The organism is Variovorax paradoxus (genome assembly GCF_902712855.1).
Lineage (GTDB): Bacteria > Pseudomonadota > Gammaproteobacteria > Burkholderiales > Burkholderiaceae_C > Variovorax > Variovorax paradoxus_Q.
This window is the reverse complement of record NZ_LR743507.1, coordinates 3,038,582-3,056,899: the sequence shown is the minus strand read 5'-3', so window position 1 is coordinate 3,056,899 and position 18,318 is coordinate 3,038,582. Positions and strand designations below refer to the sequence as shown.

General features: G+C 70.0%; 17 protein-coding genes and 1 pseudogene. 3 read left to right on the top strand and 15 right to left on the bottom strand.

Translation table 11 applies throughout. The features are described from left to right. Positions 1 to 5: 5 nt before the first annotated feature. Genes AACL56_RS14000 through AACL56_RS13985 form a run of 4 tightly spaced genes read right to left on the bottom strand, consistent with a single transcriptional unit; the run spans position 6 to position 3,891 of the window. Entirely contained in the window at positions 6 to 569 is a 564-nt protein-coding gene (locus AACL56_RS14000; RefSeq protein ID WP_339090416.1) for a histidine phosphatase family protein, read from the bottom strand. Further along, a complete protein-coding gene (locus AACL56_RS13995) occupies positions 566 to 1,360 on the bottom strand; it encodes an adenosylcobinamide-GDP ribazoletransferase (protein ID WP_339090415.1) in 795 nt (264 codons plus the stop codon). The genes AACL56_RS14000 and AACL56_RS13995 overlap by 4 nt, the downstream gene beginning before the upstream one ends. Before the next feature lie 6 nt (positions 1,361 to 1,366). Next, positions 1,367 to 2,416 carry a nicotinate-nucleotide--dimethylbenzimidazole phosphoribosyltransferase gene (gene cobT / locus AACL56_RS13990; RefSeq protein ID WP_339090414.1) on the bottom strand — a complete coding sequence of 350 codons (1,050 nt, stop codon included), beginning with the start codon at positions 2,414 to 2,416 and terminating at the stop codon, positions 1,367 to 1,369. Continuing rightward, the gene (locus AACL56_RS13985) at positions 2,413 to 3,891 is read right to left on the bottom strand and encodes a cobyric acid synthase (RefSeq protein WP_425337014.1); all 1,479 of its coding nucleotides are present in this window, start codon (positions 3,889 to 3,891) and stop codon (positions 2,413 to 2,415) included. Before AACL56_RS13985 ends, cobT begins: the two co-directional genes overlap by 4 nt. 69 nt (positions 3,892 to 3,960) lie before the next feature. Here AACL56_RS13985 and AACL56_RS13980 point away from each other — a divergent pair, with 69 nt between their 5' ends. Continuing rightward, entirely contained in the window at positions 3,961 to 4,263 is a 303-nt protein-coding gene (locus tag AACL56_RS13980) for a hypothetical protein (RefSeq protein WP_339090412.1), read from the top strand. 86 nt (positions 4,264 to 4,349) lie between these two features. Here the strand turns inward: AACL56_RS13980 and AACL56_RS13975 are convergent, their stop codons facing one another. The 4 genes and pseudogenes from AACL56_RS13975 to AACL56_RS13960 all read right to left on the bottom strand — a co-directional run bounded on the left by AACL56_RS13975 (position 4,350) and on the right by AACL56_RS13960 (position 11,575). Then, the gene (locus AACL56_RS13975) at positions 4,350 to 5,843 is read right to left on the bottom strand and encodes an efflux transporter outer membrane subunit (protein WP_339090411.1); all 1,494 of its coding nucleotides are present in this window, start codon (positions 5,841 to 5,843) and stop codon (positions 4,350 to 4,352) included. A gap of 18 nt (positions 5,844 to 5,861) precedes the next feature. Beyond that, positions 5,862 to 9,133 (bottom strand): annotated as a pseudogene (locus AACL56_RS13970) (efflux RND transporter permease subunit). 167 nt (positions 9,134 to 9,300) lie between these two features. Beyond that, positions 9,301 to 10,548 (bottom strand): efflux RND transporter periplasmic adaptor subunit, encoded by a 1,248-nt coding sequence (locus AACL56_RS13965; RefSeq protein WP_339090410.1) that lies wholly within the window; start codon positions 10,546 to 10,548, stop codon positions 9,301 to 9,303. Between the two features lie 142 nt (positions 10,549 to 10,690). Further along, on the bottom strand, positions 10,691 to 11,575 hold the full coding sequence (locus AACL56_RS13960) for an alpha/beta hydrolase (RefSeq protein WP_339090409.1): 885 nt from the start codon (positions 11,573 to 11,575) through the stop codon (positions 10,691 to 10,693). Between the two features lie 184 nt (positions 11,576 to 11,759). On the opposite strand from AACL56_RS13960, the gene AACL56_RS13955 reads away from it, so the two are divergent. Together AACL56_RS13955 and AACL56_RS13950 are read left to right on the top strand one after the other, a co-directional pair. Beyond that, on the top strand, positions 11,760 to 12,674 hold the full coding sequence (locus AACL56_RS13955; protein WP_339090408.1) for a LysR family transcriptional regulator: 915 nt from the start codon (positions 11,760 to 11,762) through the stop codon (positions 12,672 to 12,674). Between the two features lie 208 nt (positions 12,675 to 12,882). Continuing rightward, positions 12,883 to 13,656: a flagellar brake protein gene (locus tag AACL56_RS13950; protein ID WP_339090407.1), complete on the top strand. Its 774-nt coding sequence runs from the start codon at positions 12,883 to 12,885 to the stop codon at positions 13,654 to 13,656. Between the two features lie 18 nt (positions 13,657 to 13,674). Here AACL56_RS13950 and AACL56_RS13945 read toward each other — a convergent pair whose 3' ends face one another. The 7 genes from AACL56_RS13945 to cbiB form a co-directional block, all read right to left on the bottom strand. Continuing rightward, a complete protein-coding gene (locus tag AACL56_RS13945) occupies positions 13,675 to 14,139 on the bottom strand; it encodes an OsmC family protein (RefSeq protein ID WP_339090406.1) in 465 nt (154 codons plus the stop codon). Positions 14,140 to 14,181: 42 nt separating this feature from the next. Continuing rightward, positions 14,182 to 14,532, bottom strand: a complete 351-nt coding sequence (locus AACL56_RS13940) for a hypothetical protein (RefSeq protein ID WP_339090405.1) — start codon at positions 14,530 to 14,532, stop codon at positions 14,182 to 14,184. 101 nt (positions 14,533 to 14,633) lie between these two features. Next, positions 14,634 to 15,185: a GNAT family N-acetyltransferase gene (locus AACL56_RS13935; RefSeq protein ID WP_339090404.1), complete on the bottom strand. Its 552-nt coding sequence runs from the start codon at positions 15,183 to 15,185 to the stop codon at positions 14,634 to 14,636. A 35-nt stretch (positions 15,186 to 15,220) separates the two neighbouring features. Continuing rightward, positions 15,221 to 15,949, bottom strand: a complete 729-nt coding sequence (locus AACL56_RS13930) for an LrgB family protein (protein ID WP_339090403.1) — start codon at positions 15,947 to 15,949, stop codon at positions 15,221 to 15,223. Next, positions 15,946 to 16,299 (bottom strand): CidA/LrgA family protein, encoded by a 354-nt coding sequence (locus tag AACL56_RS13925; protein WP_339090402.1) that lies wholly within the window; start codon positions 16,297 to 16,299, stop codon positions 15,946 to 15,948. Before AACL56_RS13925 ends, AACL56_RS13930 begins: the two co-directional genes overlap by 4 nt. Before the next feature lie 19 nt (positions 16,300 to 16,318). Then, the gene (locus AACL56_RS13920; RefSeq protein WP_339090401.1) at positions 16,319 to 17,323 is read right to left on the bottom strand and encodes an aminotransferase class I/II-fold pyridoxal phosphate-dependent enzyme; all 1,005 of its coding nucleotides are present in this window, start codon (positions 17,321 to 17,323) and stop codon (positions 16,319 to 16,321) included. Further along, entirely contained in the window at positions 17,320 to 18,294 is a 975-nt protein-coding gene (cbiB, locus tag AACL56_RS13915) for an adenosylcobinamide-phosphate synthase CbiB (RefSeq protein ID WP_339090400.1), read from the bottom strand. The genes AACL56_RS13920 and cbiB overlap by 4 nt, the downstream gene beginning before the upstream one ends. Positions 18,295 to 18,318 lie beyond the last annotated feature (24 nt).

The window sequence follows — 18,318 nt, the reverse complement described above, 5'->3', positions numbered from 1 at the left end:
GCGGCTCAGCGCTCGAAGCTCAGCCAGCCGCCGAAAGCCAGCTCGCCGGCCGGCCAGTCGGCCGCCGCCTCGGCGCAGCGCACACCGCGCTGCAGCAGCGTCACCGCGCGCAGCACGCCGGCATGGGTGACCCAGAGCGCATCGCCCTCGCCCGCCAGCCATTCGTCGTGCGCGCCGGCGACGCGCTGCATGAAGGCGCGCACGCTCTCGCCGTGCACGCCGGCGGGCGCATCGGCGAAATCGGCGGTCCAGGCGTCGAAATCGGCGCGCGCGATGGACGACCAGGGCCGGCCCTCCCAGGCGCCGAAATCCATCTCGGCCAGGCGGGCATCGTGCTGCACCGTCAGGTCCGGACGCAGCGCCGCGATGGCATCGGCCAGCCCGGCGCAGCGCCGCAGCGGCGAGCTGCGCAGCACGATGCCGGCCGGCAGCAGCGGCGCGATGCCCCGGGCCGCCGCCAGCGTGGCGTCCGCATGCGCCGGCAGGTCGGTCGCGCCATAGCAAAGGCCCGGCTCGGCGATCACCGGCGCATGGCGCTGCAGCCAGAGCGTGCGGCGAGCGGGCTTCATGCACCCCACGCCAGCGCGAGGTAGATCGCGAGTTCGCAGACCTGCTGCGTCGCGCCGAGCCCGTCGCCGGTGAAGCCCTGCAGCCGGCGCAGGAAGAGCCGCGCCATCCAGCCCGCTGCGATCAGCGCCGCCAGCACGGCCGCCCCGACGTGCACCGCGTCGTGCGCGGCGAGCAGCAACGCGACGGCCGGCAGCGTCCACACCAGCGCGACGAGCAGCGCACCGCCGGTGATCGCATCCGCCAGCGGCTTCGCCTTGCTGGCGCCGCTGTCGCCCACGTAGGGCAGCCAGCGGATCAGGAACAGCGGCATCAGCCGCGACAGCACGTGCGCGCCGACGATGGCAACCGCCGCGCCCTGCAGCCCGCGCGCCGCGAGCGCGGCCAGCAGCGCGAACTTCAGGCCCAGCGCCAGCACCAGCGCCACCGCACCGAAGGCGCCGATGCGCGAGTCCTTCATGATCTCCAGCGCGCGGTCGCGCTGCGCCGAGCCCCCCAGCCCGTCGGCCACGTCGGCCAGTCCGTCTTCGTGGAAGGCACCGGTCATCATCACGGTGACCACGGTGCTGAGCACCGCGGCCACCAGCGCGCCCGCGACGCCGGGCAGGCCCATGCCGATGCCCGTGAACACCAGCGCCGCCACCGCGCCCACCAGCCAGCCGATGCCGGGCAGGTGCGCCGCGCTCGCGCGCAGCATCTGCGGGCTGAAGCCGACCCACGCCGCGAGCGGGCCGGTGACCGGCACCCGCGTGAAGAACTGCAGCGCGATCAGGAAATGGCGCACGCCGTTCATCCGGGTTCAGGCGTCCTTGCGCGACACGCCCGCGGCCTCGAAGCTGGCCATCTCGCGCAGGATGCGGCAGGCCGACTCGAGCAGCGGCCACGCCAGCGCGCCGCCCGAGCCCTCGCCCAGGCGCAGGTCGAGATTCAGCAGCGGGTCGAGCCCCAGCCGCTCCAGCAGCAGCTGGTGGCCCGGCTCGGCCGAGCAGTGCGCCGCCACGCAGCGCTGCGTCACGTGCGGCTGCAGCGCCTGCGCCACCAGCACCGCCGAGCTGGCGATGAAGCCGTCGGCCACGATCACGCGGCGCTCCTCGGCCGCCTGCAGCACCGCGCCGACCAGCGTGGCGATCTCGAAGCCCCCGAAGGCCGCGAGCGCGTCCAGCGGCGCGCTGGCCGAGGCGTGCAGCGCGAGCACCTGGCGCAGCACCTCGCGCTTGCGCGCGAGCCCGGCGGCATCGAGCCCCGTGCCCACGCCGGTGCAGTCGTCGATGCGCAGCCCGGCCAGGCGCGACAGCAGCAGCGCGGCCGACGAGCTGTTGCCGATGCCCATTTCGCCCAGCAGCAGCGCGTTGCCCGGCAGCGCGCGCACCACGTCGCGGCCGTTGGCGATGGCCTGCGCGCACTGCGCGGGCGTCATGGCCGGGCCTTGCGATGCGTCGGCCGTGCCTTCGGCAATGCGGCGGGACACCAGCCCCGGGCGCGCCTGGAAGTCGCGCCGCACGCCGCAGTCGACCACGGTGAGCGACAGGCCGTGCTGGCGCGCCAGCACGCTCACCGCCGCGCCGCCGGACAGGAAGTTGTCGACCATCTGCCAGGTCACGTCGCTCGGATACGCCGAGACGCCGCGCGCCGCCAGCCCATGGTCGCCCGCACACACCAGCATTTGCGGCGCTTCGAGCACCGGGTTCTCCGTGCCCAGGATGGCGCCGATGCGCAATGCCAGCGCCTCGAGCCGGCCGAGCGCGCCGAGCGGCTTGGTCTTGTTGTCGAGCTTGTCCTGCAGGCGCGCGGCCAGCGCGGCGTCGGTGATGTCGATCAGCTCGGAAATGTTCGGGTTCGGATCGGTCATGCAATCAGTCCGGCGAGCACGCCGGCGTCGAAGTGGGTGTCGATGAAGTCGGCCAGGCCGTCGAAGGTGGCGTCGAGCGTGGGCGCCGAGGCGCCGAACAGCGCGTGCAGCGCGCCCGCGTCCTCGAACAGGCCATGCATGTAGATGCCGAGCACGTTGCCGCGCGCGTTCTGCCAGGCCAGTCCTTCGGGCATGACGGCCTGGCCGTCCTGCGCCATCTGCGGATGGGCTGCCGTCTGGCCGTGGTGGATCTCGTAGCCGGCCACGGGCACATGCGAAAGCGCTCCCCAGGCACCGGCGAGTTCGCCGAAGGTCGCGGCGCGATGGCGCACGGTCTTCTCGCGCGCGAACACCGTCACCAGCGGCAGCAGGCCCAGGCCGGGCGCGTTGCCGTCGATGCCGTGCGGATCGACCAGCGCCTCGCCCAGCATCTGCAATCCGCCGCAGATGCCCAGCACCGCACCGCCGCGCCCGGCGTGCGCGGCCACCGCGCGATCCAGCCCCTGCGCGCGCAGCCAGGCCAGGTCTCCGCTGGTGTGCTTGGAGCCGGGCAGCACGATCCAGTCGGCCGCCGCCACGTCGGCCGGCGTGCGCGCCCAGACCAGCCGCACGCCCGGCACGTTCTTCAGCGCCTGGAATTCGTCGAGGTTGCTGATGCGCGGGTAGGCCACCACGGCCACGGTGCGGGTCACGGTGCCGCTGGAACGGCTGCGGTCGTCGAACACGCCGTCTTCCTCGGGCAGGCCGTGCTGCCACCACATCGGGAGCGTGGCCACGGTAGGCACGCCGGTCAGTTCCTGCAGCTGTTGCGGTGCGGGGGCGAGCAAGGTCGCGTCGCCGCGGAACTTGTTGAGCACGAAACCGCGCAGCAGCGCGCGGTCGGCCTCGGGCAACAGCGCCCAGGTGCCGTACAGGTGGGCGAAGGCGCCGCCGCGGTCGATGTCGGTGGCCAGCAGGCAGCGTGCCTGGGCATGGCGCGCGATCCGCATGTTGACGATGTCGCTGGCCATCAGGTTGATCTCGGCCGGCGAGCCGGCGCCCTCGATGACGACCACGTCGTTCTCGGCGATCAGTTCGTCCAACGCCTGGGCGATCTGCGGCCACACGCGTTCGCTGCGCCCGCGCCACGGCAGGGCCGAGAGTGCCTCGCTCACCTGCCCCATCAGCACCACCTGGCTGTGGGTGTCGCGCTCGGGCTTGAGCAGCAACGGGTTCATGCGCACCTCGGGCACAGCATGGGCGGCCAGCGCCTGGAAATACTGGGCGCTGCCGATTTCGCCGCCGTCCACCACGCGCGCGTTGTTGCTCATGTTCTGCGCCTTGAAAGGCGCCACCTTCAGGCCGCGCCGCGCATACCAGCGGCACAGCGCCGTGGCGAGCCAGCTCTTGCCAGCCCCGCTGGTGGTGCCCAGGACCATGACGGCCCGCGCCGGTCCGCTGTTCGCCCTTGCTCTTGCCTTCGCCGTTGAACTCATCGGCGGATTGTCGTTGAGGCCCGCCGGCACCCCACGAAATGCGACATCTTTCACACCTTGAGCCTTGCAATGCTCTCCGACGAAACCAAAAGTACCTTTTTTTGCGTACATACGGCTTCAACAACGCATAGCAACCAGGGACCCATGCCAGCCTTGAACGATTTGGCACTCGCCATCGAAGAACGTGAACCCGGACAGTTCTACTGGACGCTGCTCGAAGCCCACCACGGCGGCGAGTCGTCCGAAACGCTCGATTACCGCGTCTACCGCGTGGCCGACCGCCCGCAGACCAGCTATTCCAACGCGCTCGCCATGGGCGTGGCCGAACTGCAAAAAATAAGCGCCGCCACAGGCCCAGCCAGTCAAGGCTGAATCCGTGGCGGCGCAAAGGCCGCCTCTGCGGCTTTCAGGGGTTCAATCTTTCCTGCGGTCCTCCGCGTGACCGGTGGGCGGTGCGCTCAGCGCGCCGCCACCGTCTGCGCTCCAGCCGCCGCCACCGGCGCCGGGACGTCCCAGCCCCCGCCGATCGCGCGGATCAGGCCCACCGCCGCCTGGTACTGCGCGGACTTCACCTGCAGCGCCTGGCGCCGGTTGCGCAGCTCGCTGCGGCGGGCGTCCAGCAGGTCGAGCTGGCTGATGTAGCCGTTGCGATAGCGCGTGTCCGACAGGCTGGTGGCGCGCTGGGCGGAGGTGACGGCCTGCGCCTGCACCACCGATTGCTCCTGCAGGATGCGGATCGCGGCCAGCTGGTCCTCGACCTCCTGGAACGCGGTCAGCACCTGCGTGCGGTAGCTCGCCAGCGCACCGTCGAGCTGCGCATTGGCGCCCTGCACGCCCGCCTCGCGGCGGCCGCCGTCGAAGATCGGCAGCGAAAGCAGCGCGCCCACGCCCCATGAGCGGGCCGACCACTTGAAGAGGTCGCCGATCTCGGGCGAGGCATAGCCGGCTGCGCCGGTCAGCGAGATGTCCGGGAACCACGCGGCCTGCGCCACGCCCACGCGGGCCTGCGCGGCCAGCACCGCGCTCTGCGCGGCCGACACGTCGGGCCGGCGCGTCAGCACCGTGGCGGGCACGCCGGGCGGAATGGAGGGCAGCGCGGTCGACCACTCTGCCGTGCCCAGCGCGAAGCTGGAGGCCGAATCGCCCACCAGCACGGCCAGCGCGTGTTCCACCTGGGCGCGCTGGCGGTCGAGCGCGAGCGCGTCCGACTCGGTCGACGACACCTCGGTCTGCACGCGCGCCACGTCGAGCTCTGCGATGTCGCCGGCCTGCTCGCGGCGCTGCGACAGGCGCAGCGTGTCGCGGTAGGCCTCGACCTGCTCGCGCACCAGGGCGCGTTCGGCGTCGAGCGCGCGCAGCTGCAGGTAGGTCTGCGCCACCTCGGCCTGCACCGCCAGGCGCGTGCTCTGCAGCAACGCCTCGCGGCCGGCCGCGTCCAGCCTGGCCGCGTTGCTCGCACCCGAAAGCCGGCCGAACAGGTCGACTTCGTACGAGAAGGTGGCGCCGATGTTGGTCATCGTGGCCGGGCGGGTGCTGGCCGTGGCCTTGTCCAGCCCGGCGCCGCGGTTGGCGCCTGCACCCAGGCCGATCTGCGGCAGGCGGTCGGCATTGGCGCTGCGCGCCAGCGCGCGGGCCTCCGCCAGTCGCGCCGCGGCGGCCTGGATGTTGTTGTTGTTCACGTCGGCCTTCTCGACCAGCACGTTGAGCGCCGGGTCGTTGAACGCCAGCCACCAGGCGCCGCGCGCCTGCGCCTCGGAAGGCGCGGCCCGCGTGAAGCCGGCCGGCGGCGTGGCGCCCTGCGCGTCCTTGCCCTGCTCCTTGAACTGCGCGGTGGTCGTGATCTCGGGCAGGCCCGACGGCACGGTGGCACAGCCGGCCAGCACCAGGGCGGCCATCAGCGGCAGCAATGCGTTGCGAACGGGCTTCACCAGGGGTTGTACTGAGAATTTCATGATCAGCTTTCTTCTCGATCAGTCATGCGAACCGTGCGAAGGACGCGGCGAGGCAGGCACCGGATGCAGGCCACCGCCCGAACCGCCGCTCGACGGTGCGGCGGGATGCCCGGCCGACACGAAGTCCTCGCCGTGCGGCACTTCGCCATGCAGCTTGAGCGGCTTGTTGCCCGCGAGGCGGCGCATCAGCACGTAGAACACCGGCGTCAGGAACAGGCCGAAGGCCGTCACGCCGATCATCCCGGCGAACACCGCCACGCCCATGGCCTTGCGCATCTCCGAGCCCGCGCCGGTCGACAGCACCAGGGGCAGCACGCCCATGACGAAGGCCAGCGAGGTCATGAGAATCGGGCGCAGGCGCAGCCGGCTGGCTTCGATGGCGGCCTGGATCGGCGTTCGTCCGGCGAACTCGAGCTCCCGTGCGAACTCCACGATCAGGATCGCGTTCTTCGCACTCAACCCCACCAGCACGATCAGCCCGATCTGCGTGAAGACGTTGTTGTCGCCCCCGAGATCCACACGCCGGTCATGGCGGCCAGGATGCCCATGGGCACGATCAAAATGATCGCGATCGGCAGCGTCAGGCTCTCGTACTGCGCGGCCAGCACCAGGAACACCAGCAGGATGGCCAGCGGGAACACCAGGAAGGCGGAGTTGCCGGCCAGGATTTCCTGGTAGGTCAGCTCGGTCCACTCGAAGCTCACGCCCTTGGGCAGCGTCTCGGCCGCGATCTTGACGATCGCGTCCTGCGCCTGGCCCGAGGAATAGCCCGGCGCCGGACCGCCGTTGATGTCGGCGGCCAGGTAGCCGTTGTAGCGCATGGCGCGTTCGGGGCCGAAGGTCGAGTTCACCTTCATCAGCGCGGCCAGCGGCACCATCTCGCCCGAGGTCGAGCGCACCTTCAGCAGGCCCACGTCCTCGGCACGGGCGCGGTAAGGCGCATCGGCCTGGACGCGCACGGAGTACGTGCGGCCGAACTTGTTGAAGTCGTTCGCATACAGGCTACCGAGGTAGATCTGCATGGTGTCGAAGATGTCCGTCACCGGCACGCCGAGCTGGCGGGCCTTGGTGCGGTCGATGTCGGCGTACAGCTGCGGCACGTTGACCTGCCAGCTCGTGAACATGCCGGCCAGCTCTGGCGCCTGCTGTGCCTTGGCCATGAAGGCCTTCACCGCCGCGTCCATCTGGTCGTAGCCGACCGAGGCGCGGTCTTCCAGCTGCAGCTTGAAGCCGCCCGTGGTGCCCAGGCCCGCCACCGGCGGCGGCGGGAACATCACGATGAAGGCGTCCTGGATGCTCGAGAACGCGCCGTTCAGCTGGCCCGCCACCGCACCACCGCTCTGGTCGGCGCGCTTGCGCTGGTCGAAGGGCTTGAGCGTGGCGAACACGATGCCCGAGTTGGAGCTGTTGGTGAAGCCGTTGATCGACAGGCCCGGGAACGCGATGGCGTCTTCCACGTTCGGGTTCTTCTTCATGATCTCGCCCATGCGCTGGATCACTTCGTCGGTGCGGTCGAGCGTGGCGCCGTCGGGCAGCTGGGCAAAGCCGATGAGGTATTGCTTGTCCTGCGCCGGCACGAAGCCGCCGGGCACCGCCTTGAACAGGCCGAAGGTCACGGCGATGAGCGCCACGTAGATCGCCAGCATCAGCGTCTTGCGCGAGATCACGCTCTTCACGCCGCCGCTGTAGGCCTCCGAGCCGCGATGGAACATCTTGTTGAAGCCGCGGAACAGCCAGCCGAACGCACGGTCCATGCCGCGCGTCAGCGCGTCCTTGGGCTGGTCGTGGCCGCGCAGCAGCAAGGCGGCGAGCGCGGGCGACAGCGTCAGCGAGTTGATGGCCGAGATCACGGTCGAGATCGCGATGGTCACTGCGAACTGGCGGTAGAACTGGCCCGTGAGGCCGCTGATGAAGGCCAGCGGCACGAACACGGCCACCAGCACCAGCGCGATCGCGATGATGGGGCCCGACACTTCGCGCATCGCGCGGTACGTGGCCTCGCGCGGCGTGAGCCCCGCCTCGATGTTGCGCTCGACGTTCTCCACCACCACGATGGCGTCGTCCACCACGATGCCGATGGCCAGCACCAGCCCGAACAGGCTCAGCGCATTGATCGAGAAGCCGAGGATGTGCAGCACCGCGAAGGTGCCGATCACCGACACCGGCACGGCCAGCAGCGGAATGATGGAGGCGCGCCACGTCTGCAGGAACAGGATCACGACCAGCACCACCAGCATGATGGCTTCGAGCAGCGTGTGGATCACCGATTCGATCGATGCGCGCACGAACTGCGTCGGGTCGTAGGCGATGCGGTATTCCAGGCCCTCGGGCATGTTCTTGTTGAGCTCTTCCATCGTCTTGCGGACGTTGGCCGAGATGTCGAGCGCGTTGGAGCCCGGCGCCTGGAACACGCCCATGCCGACGGCCGGGTCGTTGTTGAGCAGCGAGCGCAGCGAGTAGTCGGCGGCACCCATCTCCAGGCGGCCGATGTCGCGAAGACGCGTGACGGCGCCGTCGGTTCCGCTCTTGACGATGATGTCGCCGAACTCTTCCTCGCTCTGCAGGCGCCCTTGCGCATTGATCGAGAGCTGCATGTCCACGCCCGACAGGCCCGGCGATGCGCCGACCACGCCGGCCGCGGCCTGCACGTTCTGGCCGCGGATGGCAGCCACCACGTCGCTCGCCGACAGGCCGCGCTGCGCGACCTTCTGCGGGTCGAGCCAGACGCGCATCGAGTAGTCGCCGCCGCCGAAGATCTGCACCTGGCCCACGCCTTCGATGCGCGCGAGCGGGTCCTTCACGTTCAGCACCGCGTAGTTGCGCAGGTAGTTGATGTCGTAGCGGTTGTTCGGCGAGACGAGGTGGACCACCATCGTCAGGTCGGGTGCGCTCTTGACGGTCGTGATGCCCAGGCGCCGCACTTCCTCAGGCAGGCGCGGCTCGGCTTGCGAGACGCGGTTCTGCACCAGCTGCTGCGCCTTGTCGGGATCGGTGCCCAGGCGGAAGGTGACGGTGAGCGTGAGCACGCCGTCGGTGGTGGCCTGGCTGCCCATGTAGAGCATGCCTTCGACGCCGTTGATCTGCTCTTCCAGCGGCGTGGCCACGGTTTCGGCAATCACCTTGGGGTTGGCGCCGGGGTACTGGGCGCGCACCACCACCGAGGGCGGCGCGACTTCCGGGTACTCCGAGATCGGCAGACCGCGCAAGGCGATCAGGCCCGCTATCAGCATCAGTAGCGACAGCACGCCGGCAAAGATCGGCCGGTCGATGAAGAATTTTGAGAGATTCATGTTCGTTTACTCCACCGCGTCGTGCGCGGTCCACGCCGCATGCAAGCAAGCGGCATCAAAGTGGCTCCCATTTCAAGGAACACCGCGGAACCGGCTTTGCCGGACCGCTGGTGTTGCCCCCGTGAGGGGGTTGGCGGCTACACGAAGTGAGCTCAGCCTGGGGGTGGTCAGGATTTGGTGGCTTCGGCCACGCGTTCCGGTTGCGGCTTGATGTCGGCCTTGGCGTCCATCGTCACTTGCTGCGGCGCCACCAGCGCACCCGGGCGGATGTGCTGCAGGCCGTTGACCACCACGCGGTCGCCCGCCTTCAGGCCCTTGCTCACGACACGCAGGCCGTTGATGGAGGCGCCCAGCGCCACTTCGCGGTAGACGGCCTTGTTGTCCTCGCCCACGACCATCACGAACTTCTTGTTCTGGTCGGTGCCGATGGCGCGTTCGCTCACGAGCAGTGCGCTGTCGCTGCGGGCCTGGCCCATGCGGATGCGGGCGAACTGGCCCGGAATGAGCGCGCCGTCCTTGTTGTCGAACGAGGCGCGCACGCGCACGGTGCCGCTCCTGGCGTCGACCTGGTTGTCGATCAGCTGCAGCTTGCCGGTGAAGGGCGTGCCGTCCAGGCCGGCGGTGCCCATCTGCACGGGAATCGACTCGATCTGGCCGCGGGCGCTGGAGCCGCTGGGCAGGTCCTTCAGGGCGCGGGTGATGACCTGCTCGTCGGCATCGAAGCTCGCGTAGATCGGGCTCACCGACACCAGCGTGGTCAGCACCGGCGCGCCGGGGCCGGCCGCCACCAGGTTGCCCACCGTGACCTCGATCTTGCCGATGCGGCCCGACACGGGCGCCCGCACCTGCGTGTAGCCGAGGCTCAGGCGCGCTGTCTGCAGCTGGGCCTGCGCCGCGCGCAGGTTGGCGTTGGCCTCGCTGCCGGCGTTCACGCGCTCGTCGTATTCACGCTGGGCGATGGCCTTGTCGTCCCACAGGCGCTTGGCGCGCTCCTGCTCGCTGCGGCTGAACGACTGGCGGGCCTGGGCCGAGGCGACCTGCGCTTCGGCGCGCTCGACTTCGGCCGCGTACGGCGCGGGGTCGATGGTGACCAGCAGGTCGCCCTGCTTCACCAGCGCGCCCTCGCGGAAGTGCACCGCCTGCACGGCGCCCGCCACCCTGGACCGCACGTCGACGCGCTCGACCGCTTCGAGCCGGCCGGAGAACTCGTCCCAGGCGTTGATCTCGCTCGAGGCAACGGTGGCGACCGACACCGGCGTGGCCTGGGGTGCGGCGGGGCCGTTGTTGGCCTCGGCCTTGAAGCTGTGCATGCCCAGCACGGCGGCTGCGACGGCCAGCACCGCGGTCAGGCCGGTGACGGCGGGCCAGAGGCCCTTGCGGGCGGCGGAAGACAGATTTTTCTCGTTGTTCGACATGATGTTCAGTCCTTCTCGATGACTTTGGGATGCAACAGGCCACCCCGGTGCCTTGAAGCACCAGGAGGCGGATTTCGGAAAAAAAGGGGCCCCGCGTGCCGCACCGGCAGCGTGTCAGTCAGGGGCCGGGGTCGGCCGGGAACTAGCTGGGGTGGTTCGTCCCCGCGGGCGGCGGGGTGGTGGCGCTGAAGAACTCGCGGAAGTGCCGCTGCACCGTGGCCTCGCAGGCCACACAGCCCGTGTTCTCGGTGTCGTACAGCGCCTTCGGCCAGTTGGCGGCGCTGGGCAGCACGCTGCTCGTCACCTCGATGCCGGCGCCGCGCAGGCGGTTGGCGAAGGCCATGGCCTCGTCGTGCATCGCGTCGTCCGCGCCCACCAGCACCAGGGCCGGTGCCAGCGCGGCGAGCCGCAGCGAACCGCTCGGCACCGCGTAGGGGTGCGTGGCGTTCGACGGGCAGCTCAGGTATTTCTCCCAGCCGCTGGCCCAGCGGCACTCGGGGGCGTCGTTGGTGGCCTTGCGCAGCGACGCGGTGCCGGCGCACGGATCGAGCATGGGCGACAGCAGGATCTGGCCCGCGATCGGCGGATGCGCCCGGTCACGGGCAATGAGCGCCACTGCGGCGGCCAGGTTGCCGCCGGCTTCCTCGCCGGCCAGATACACCTGCGCCCCCTTGCCGCCGAGCCTGGTTCGCTGCTTGTAGAGCCATTCGAGGGCGGCGTAGCCCACCTCGATGGGTTCGGGAAACGGCGATTCGGGCGCCAGCGGATAGGCCAGCGAGATCACCACCGCACCCGCGCCGGACAGCAGCCGGGCCACGTTGCGGCCGTTGTCCAGGCCGCCGCACACGAAGGTGCCGCCATGGAAATGCAGCACCAGCGGCACCACTTCGCCCTTGGCGCGCTGCCCGTACACACGGGCGCCGACCGGCGCGCGGCCGGGCAGCTCGATCGACAGATCGGCTTCCACGCCTTGCGTGGCGGCACGGACGGCAGCTTCGGCAGAAAGGGACGATGGAGCGGGTGACATGGGCGACCTCGGGGAATTGGGCGATGGATGAAATATAAGGTGCGGGATCAGACGTTGAAACAGGGTTGCCGGCCCTACTCTGTTTCCAATCCGCTAACAATCGGATGGTCACCAGGGAATTGCGCTGCCTGTGTAAGAATCCGCCTCCCCCGGTGTGGGCCGGGTACCCCAGAACAGGCATTCGATGGATCAAATCCAGGCCATGCGCATCTTCGTCCGCGTCGTGGAGGCGGGCACTTTCACCCGGGCCGCGGACTCGCTCGCCCTGCCCAAGGGCACCGTCACCAAGCAGATCCAGGCGCTGGAATCGCGCCTGCGCGTGAAGCTGCTCAACCGCACCACGCGCCGCGTCACGGTCACGCCCGACGGCGCGGCGTACTTCGAGCGCGCCGCGCGGCTGCTGAACGACTTCGACGACATGGAAGCCAGCATGACCAACGCGCAGGCCAATCCCACGGGGCGGCTGCGCATCGACGTCGGCACCTCGGTGGCGCGGCTGGTGATCCTGCCGCATCTGGCCAGCTTCTGCGACCGCTACCCCGACATCCAGGTCGACCTGGGCGTGAGCGACCGCACCGTCGACCTGATCAGCGACAACGTCGACTGCGTGATCCGCGCCGGCGAGCTCAGCGACCAGTCGCTGGTGGCGCGGCGCATCGGCACCCTGCATTTCGTCACCGTGGCGTCGCCGGCCTACGTCAAGCGCTACGGCATGCCGCAGCATCCGAACGACATCGAGAAGCGCCACGTGGTGGTGAGCTATTTCTCGGGCACCACGCGGCGCGTGTACCCGCACGAGTTCAAGAAGGGGGACGAGCACATCGAGCTCAACGGCCACTACCGCGTGTCGGTCAACGAGAGCAACGCGCACATCACGGCGGTGCTGGGCGGCTTCGGCATCTCGCAGTGCATCACCTTCATGGCGCAGCCGCTGCTCGACAGCGGCGAGCTGGTCGAGGTGCTGCCCGACTGGGAGCGCGACCCGCTGCCGATCCACGTGGTGTACCCGCCCAACCGGCACCTGAGCGCGAAGGTGCGGGCGTTCGTGGACTGGGCCGCCGAACTGTTCGCCAAGAACCCGCGGCTGCAGCGGCGTTGAACGGCACCCGTCGGCGTGCACATGCGGCAGGAACGGGCCTGCCGCACATAAATATTTCATCGCCCGCCCCTAAACTTTGGCCGCCCGCTGCCGCTAATCAATGAGAACCCCTGCCGGAGGGCCATGCCCTCTCCGGCCGAACCACGGGCCGCGGCTTCGATGACGAAGTCCGCGCCCGCCAGAACACGTACACCGGCAAGCCAAGCCCATGGATATGAACCTGTCGACCGGCCAGTCCGAAGAGTCCGGCCATCCGGCCACCGAGCCAGACGAAAGCACCAGCGAATTCGGTCGCCGCAACCCGCTGGAGATCGGCGCGCGGCTGCGCAATCTCGTCAACGGCAGCGATTTCCTGACCGTGCAGTACGCGGGCGGACAGCTCGTGACCCAGCTGCTCGACGTGGACGTGCAAGGACGCACCTTCACCTTCGACTGGGGCTCGTCCGCCGAGCAGAACCAAGGACTGCTGGCGGCGTCGCGCTGCCATTTCAGCGCCCAGCCCGATGGCGTGCGCATCGAATTCGCCTCGACCTCGCCGCGCGAGACCCGCTATGAAGGGCTGCCCGCGTTCGAGGCCGACTTCCCCGAAGTGCTCGTCTACCTGCAGCGCCGCGAATATTTCCGGGTCGACACGCCGGTGGTCGATGCATTCACCTGCACGGGCCGCTGGCCCAAGGGCGACGCGTTCCGCTTCGAGGTGCACGACCTTTCGCTCGGCGGCGTCGGCATGCGCACCACGGACGAGCGCGTGGCCAACCTGTCGATCGGCATGTTCTTCCGCAACTGCGAACTGTCGCTCGGCACGCTGGGACGCATCTCGCTCGACCTCGAACTCGTGTCGCAGCGCCCGACCATGCAGCCGAACGGCAAGCCGCGCTACCAGCTGGGCTTCCGTTTCCTCGCGCTGCCGGGCAACGTCGAGGGCCGGCTGCAGCGGCTGATCACGCAGCTCGAGATGAAACGCAACGCGCTGGTGCGCTGACGCTCCAGCGCCCACCGGTCAGTACACCGGCTCGCAGCGCACCTCGGTCTTCACCGAGTTCGCGATGAAGCACTCGTCGTGCGCGCGATGGTGCATCTGCTCGACCTGCTCGCGCGTCGGCAGGTTGTCGCCCGAGAAACTCACCTCGGGACGCAGCGTGACCACGGTCATCGCCATCCGGCCTTCCGCGTTCTTCTCCATCACGCCGATGGCCGCGTCGACATAGCGGTCCACCACGAACCTGCGCTTCACCGCCATGGTGAGGAACCACAGCATGTGGCAGCTCGACAGCGACGCCACGAACATCTCCTCGGGGTCGACCGCCGAAGCATCGGACATCGGCAGCGGCACCACGTGCGGCGACGACGAGCCCGGCACCTGCGCGCCGCCGTCGAAGCCCAGCGTGTGCCTGCGGCTGTAGCCGTTGGCCAAGAAGTCCTGGTCGCCGCGCTCCCACAGGATTCGTGCGGTGTATTCGGACATGTCGGTGGTTCTCCGTGATGGGGGGTGACGATCGGAAGACATTCAGCCTCGCGGCTGCGCAGACGCGCGGATCTGCGCGGCCGTTGCCGCCCAGGCCCGGCCGAGCATGCGAGAGAGGTACGAGCCCGACGCCCACCCCACCTGCTTCCGCGAGAGTCGATGCCGTGCGGCAAAGGCGTCGAGCGACAGCGGGCGGGCTACATTCGCGACCATCGCCGCCTTGTGGGCGAGCCTGTCGGTGAACGGCGAAATCCGAAGCCCGGGGCGGGCGTCCTTCGGTGGCATGGCGGCATTCTCGCCAAAGTCGCCCGGATGCCGCATGTCGCATTCGTGCGCGCAGGTGTCGCGATCCGTCGCACGCCTGCGGCAGCGCTCGGCAAAACTGGACCGCATCGACGCCGCCCAGCGTTTTCCGCAATGACCACCCGACGCTTCCGGCGCTCCGGACTGAAACTGGCGGCCGCCAGCGCCTGCGCGCCGGCGCAATGGCGGCTTCAGAGATCGATGAAGTAGCGGTACTTGATGAGGCTGCCCTGGCTCGGCAGCGTGGTGAAGCTCCCGGCCAGCACGCCGCCGTTGGCCGCGATCACCTTCTGCGATGCGAGGTTGTCGGGGCTGGTCGTGATCTCGACGCGGCCGAGGCCCTCGCCCGCGGCCAGCATCAGCATCGCGCCGAGCGCGCGCGTGGCGTAGCCCTTGCGCTGCTTCCAGGGCACCACGCTGTAGCCGATGTGGCCCAGGCAGTAGGCCGGCAGCTCGACCGTGCCGGGTTGCCAGCGCAGGTCGATGCTGCCGCAGAACTCGCCGTCCCACATCCAGCACTTGTAGCCCGGCAGGCGCGGCACCTGCGTGCCGTCCGGCATGGTGACCGGGTCGCCCTTGCCCTCGCGATCGACCAGGCCCGCGAGAAAGCGCCGGGTGTCCGCCTCGATGGCGGCACGCTCCTCGGCGCCGGACTCGGGGCGCGACTCGTCGCGCGACCAGCCCCGGTTCAGGGCCGACACGTAGCTGGCCAGGTAGGCCTTCCCTGGCCAGACGAGTTCCATCGGGCGCGATGACGCGACGGGTGCCGGCATCTGGCCTAGGCCCCGATCAGCCTGACGAGCAAGGGCACGAGCAGCGCCGTCGCGATGCCGTTCAGGCCCATCGCCAGCGCCGAAAAGGCACCGGCCGTTTCGTTCACCTGGATCGCGCGCGCCGTGCCGATGCCGTGCGCCGCCATGCCGACCGCGAAGCCGCGCACCGCGGGCTCCCTGATGCGCAGCAGGTTCAGCAGGCCCGTCGCCATGATCGCGCCCGAAATGCCTGCGATGGCCGCGGCCACCGCCGCGAGCGAGGGCAGCCCGCCGATCTTCTCGGCCACGCCCATCGCGATGGGCATGGTGGCTGACTTCGGCGCGAGCGACATCGTCAGTTCGTGCGAGCCGCCGAGCGCCCACGCGATGGCAATGGCCGACACGATGGCCGCGACCGAGCCCACGATCAGCGCCACGCCGATGGGCAGCCACAGCCGCCGCAGCCGCCCCACCTGGCTGTACAGCGGCACGGCCAGCGCCACGGTGGCGGGCCCGATCAGGAAGTGGACGAACTTCGCACCCTCGAAATAGGTGTCGTAGGGCGTGCGCGTGAGCAGCAGCACGGTGACGATGACGATCACCGACACCAGCACCGGATTGACGATCGGATTGCGCCCGCTTCGCGTGTGCAGCCAGAGCGCGCCCAGGTAGGCCAGCAGCGTGAGCGACAGCCACAGCAGCGGCGACTGCGCAAGGAACACCCAGATCTCGGAGAGCCTGGCGGGCGCGGTCATTCGGCGTCCTTGCCGGTGAGGCGGATCATCCAGCGGAAGGTCAGCGCCGTCACCGTCATGGTGACGGCCGCGCCGACGATGCCGGCCGCCAGGAACGGCAGCCATTCGCGCCCGACGCGCTCGAAATGCAGCATCACGCCGGTCACTGCCGGAATGAACAGCAGCATCAGGTTGCGCAACAGGTGGCCGGAGGTGTCGGTCAGTGCCTGCGGCACGCCGCCGCGCACGAGCAGGCCGATGAACAGCAGCACCATGCCGATCAGCGGACCGGGAATGGGCAGGCCGAGCCATTGGACGAGGAGTTCGCCCGCGAGCTGGCAGAGAAAGAGCGTGGTGATCGCGTAGAGCATGGTCGTTGCGGGGTGGCCTTCAATGTTCGGCGCAAGCGGCGGCGCGTGTCCAGCCCTCTTTCAGGGCCTGCTGGCTGGCCGGCGGCAGCACGCCCAGACGCACATGGCCCGGCAGCCCGAAGGAGGCGCAGTCGCGCAGCTTGATGCCTTGCGCGCGCAGCGCGGCGGCCAATGCGGGGTAAGGCCGCTCAGGCCGCGCGCAGAAGAAGTTGGCGTTGCCGGGCAGGCATTGCCACCCGAGGGAAGTGCAGAGGGCCTGCTGGCGGGCCTTCCAGTCCTTCAGTGTCTCGAGGCTGCCGGCGAGCCAGCGCTGTGCGGCGTCGCCGGTCCATGTCTCGAGCAGCGCGACGCCATGCGCACCGACGGGCCACGAGGGCGCCAGGCTTTCGATGCGCCGCAGCAGGCCGGCGTTGGCGCCCGCCGGTGCGATCGCATAGGCCGCGCGTACACCGGTCAGGCCCATCGCCTTGTTCGGTGTCCACATCTGCCAGACGCGGTCGAGTTGCGCGGATTCCAGCGACGGCCGGCCTTCCAGGCGCAGCGGCGCATAGGCGAGGTCGAGCACGCAGGCGCCCTCTTCCATGGCCGCCTGCTGCGGCAGGCCGGCCTGCGGCTGGCCCAGCGGACTCGACGGCTCACAGCACCAGCGCAGCGCGGCGTCGGCGTGCGGCTGCGGTTCGCGCGCGACCTGCAGGCCCCACGCCTGCGCGGCGCGTTCGTAGTCGCCGTAGCTGTGCGCGGGCAGCCATACCTTGCGGCCGCCCTGCAACATCACGGCGGCGCTGATGCGGTGGATGAACTCGCTCGTGCTGGCAGCCACCACGATGCGATCCGACGCCACGCCGTGAAAAGCCGCCAGCCGCTCGCGCAACGCGGTGTAGTGCGGATCGGGGTAGTGCGCCGCATCGACCTCGCGCAACGCGTCGCGCACCGCCGGGCATGGACCGACCGCGTTGCCGTTGGTCGAGAAATCGTGCGGTGCGGCGCCGCAGGCGTCCGGGCCGCCGTGCAGCGCGATGCTCATGCCCACCTCCAGCCGGCGGTCGGCACGATGGCCAGCGACGCGAACAGGCCCAGCGCCAGCGCGGCGCGTTCGCCCAGCCGCGCGGTGCGCTGCATGTCGGCGGCGGACGGGGCGCGCCCTTCGGCGTTCAGCGCATACACGCCAGGCTTCGCCAGCCGCACGCCCAGCAGCAGCGCCATCGTCGCCATCGGCCAGCCGCTGTTGGGCGACGGCGTGCGGCGCGCCTCGAGCGCGAGGCCCTGCGGCCAACGCCATGCGGCCAGCGCCAGCAGCAGCACGGTGATGCGCGCCGGAATCCACGACAGCAAATCGTCCGCGCGCGCGGCCCATTTGCCAAACCAGGTCCAGTCTCGGCCGTTGCGCTCGCCGCGATAGCCCCACATCGCATCCGCGGTGTTGGCGAAACGGTAGAGCGCTGCGCCCGGCAGGCCGAGCAGCACGAACCAGAACACGGGCGCCACGAGCGAGTCGTTGAGGTTCTCGGCGAGCGACTCGATGGCGCTTTCGCGCACCTCGCGCTCACCGAGTCGCGCGACATCACGGCTCACCAGCCGCGCCAGTTGCTGGCGTCCGGCATCGAGCGAAACGCCCAGTGCCGCCTCGACCGCGAGCACCTCGTCGCGCAGCATGCGCCAGGCGAAGAGCGGCTTGAGCAGCAGCCCGAGCGCCAGCGCCACGCCCCAGAGCGCGAGCCACTGCGCCACGAGCGTCTGCAAGGCCATGGCCACGCCCCACACACAGGCCGCGCCCAGGCACCACGTCAACGCGCCGATGAAGAACATCGGCAGGTCCGTGCGCGGCGCCCGGCCGGGCAAGGGCGCGACCCGCGAGCCGATCCAGCCGAGGTAGTGGCCCATCCAAACGACGGGGTGCAGCGGCGCGGGCGGTTCGCCGAGCCAGCGGTCGACGGCCAGTGCGAGCCACAGCGCCGCGGCGACCGCGATGCCGTATTCGGGATTCAGGTGAGGCATGAGACCCGCCATTCTCGCCACTTG

What these genes read in the sequence shown, in the direction of transcription:
- AACL56_RS14000 (WP_339090416.1), bottom strand. Translation starts at nt 569, where the DNA reads ATGAAGCCCGCTCGCCGCACGCTCTGGCTGCAGCGCCATGCGCCGGTG.
- AACL56_RS13995 (WP_339090415.1), bottom strand. Translation starts at nt 1,360, where the DNA reads ATGAACGGCGTGCGCCATTTCCTGATCGCGCTGCAGTTCTTCACGCGG.
- cobT (WP_339090414.1), bottom strand. Translation starts at nt 2,416, where the DNA reads ATGACCGATCCGAACCCGAACATTTCCGAGCTGATCGACATCACCGAC.
- AACL56_RS13985 (WP_425337014.1), bottom strand. Translation starts at nt 3,891, where the DNA reads ATGAGTTCAACGGCGAAGGCAAGAGCAAGGGCGAACAGCGGACCGGCG.
- AACL56_RS13980 (WP_339090412.1), top strand. Translation starts at nt 3,961, where the DNA reads ATGCTCTCCGACGAAACCAAAAGTACCTTTTTTTGCGTACATACGGCT.
- AACL56_RS13975 (WP_339090411.1), bottom strand. Translation starts at nt 5,843, where the DNA reads ATGAAATTCTCAGTACAACCCCTGGTGAAGCCCGTTCGCAACGCATTG.
- AACL56_RS13965 (WP_339090410.1), bottom strand. Translation starts at nt 10,548, where the DNA reads ATGTCGAACAACGAGAAAAATCTGTCTTCCGCCGCCCGCAAGGGCCTC.
- AACL56_RS13960 (WP_339090409.1), bottom strand. Translation starts at nt 11,575, where the DNA reads ATGTCACCCGCTCCATCGTCCCTTTCTGCCGAAGCTGCCGTCCGTGCC.
- AACL56_RS13955 (WP_339090408.1), top strand. Translation starts at nt 11,760, where the DNA reads ATGGATCAAATCCAGGCCATGCGCATCTTCGTCCGCGTCGTGGAGGCG.
- AACL56_RS13950 (WP_339090407.1), top strand. Translation starts at nt 12,883, where the DNA reads ATGGATATGAACCTGTCGACCGGCCAGTCCGAAGAGTCCGGCCATCCG.
- AACL56_RS13945 (WP_339090406.1), bottom strand. Translation starts at nt 14,139, where the DNA reads ATGTCCGAATACACCGCACGAATCCTGTGGGAGCGCGGCGACCAGGAC.
- AACL56_RS13940 (WP_339090405.1), bottom strand. Translation starts at nt 14,532, where the DNA reads ATGCGGTCCAGTTTTGCCGAGCGCTGCCGCAGGCGTGCGACGGATCGC.
- AACL56_RS13935 (WP_339090404.1), bottom strand. Translation starts at nt 15,185, where the DNA reads ATGGAACTCGTCTGGCCAGGGAAGGCCTACCTGGCCAGCTACGTGTCG.
- AACL56_RS13930 (WP_339090403.1), bottom strand. Translation starts at nt 15,949, where the DNA reads ATGACCGCGCCCGCCAGGCTCTCCGAGATCTGGGTGTTCCTTGCGCAG.
- AACL56_RS13925 (WP_339090402.1), bottom strand. Translation starts at nt 16,299, where the DNA reads ATGCTCTACGCGATCACCACGCTCTTTCTCTGCCAGCTCGCGGGCGAA.
- AACL56_RS13920 (WP_339090401.1), bottom strand. Translation starts at nt 17,323, where the DNA reads ATGAGCATCGCGCTGCACGGCGGCCCGGACGCCTGCGGCGCCGCACCG.
- cbiB (WP_339090400.1), bottom strand. Translation starts at nt 18,294, where the DNA reads ATGCCTCACCTGAATCCCGAATACGGCATCGCGGTCGCCGCGGCGCTG.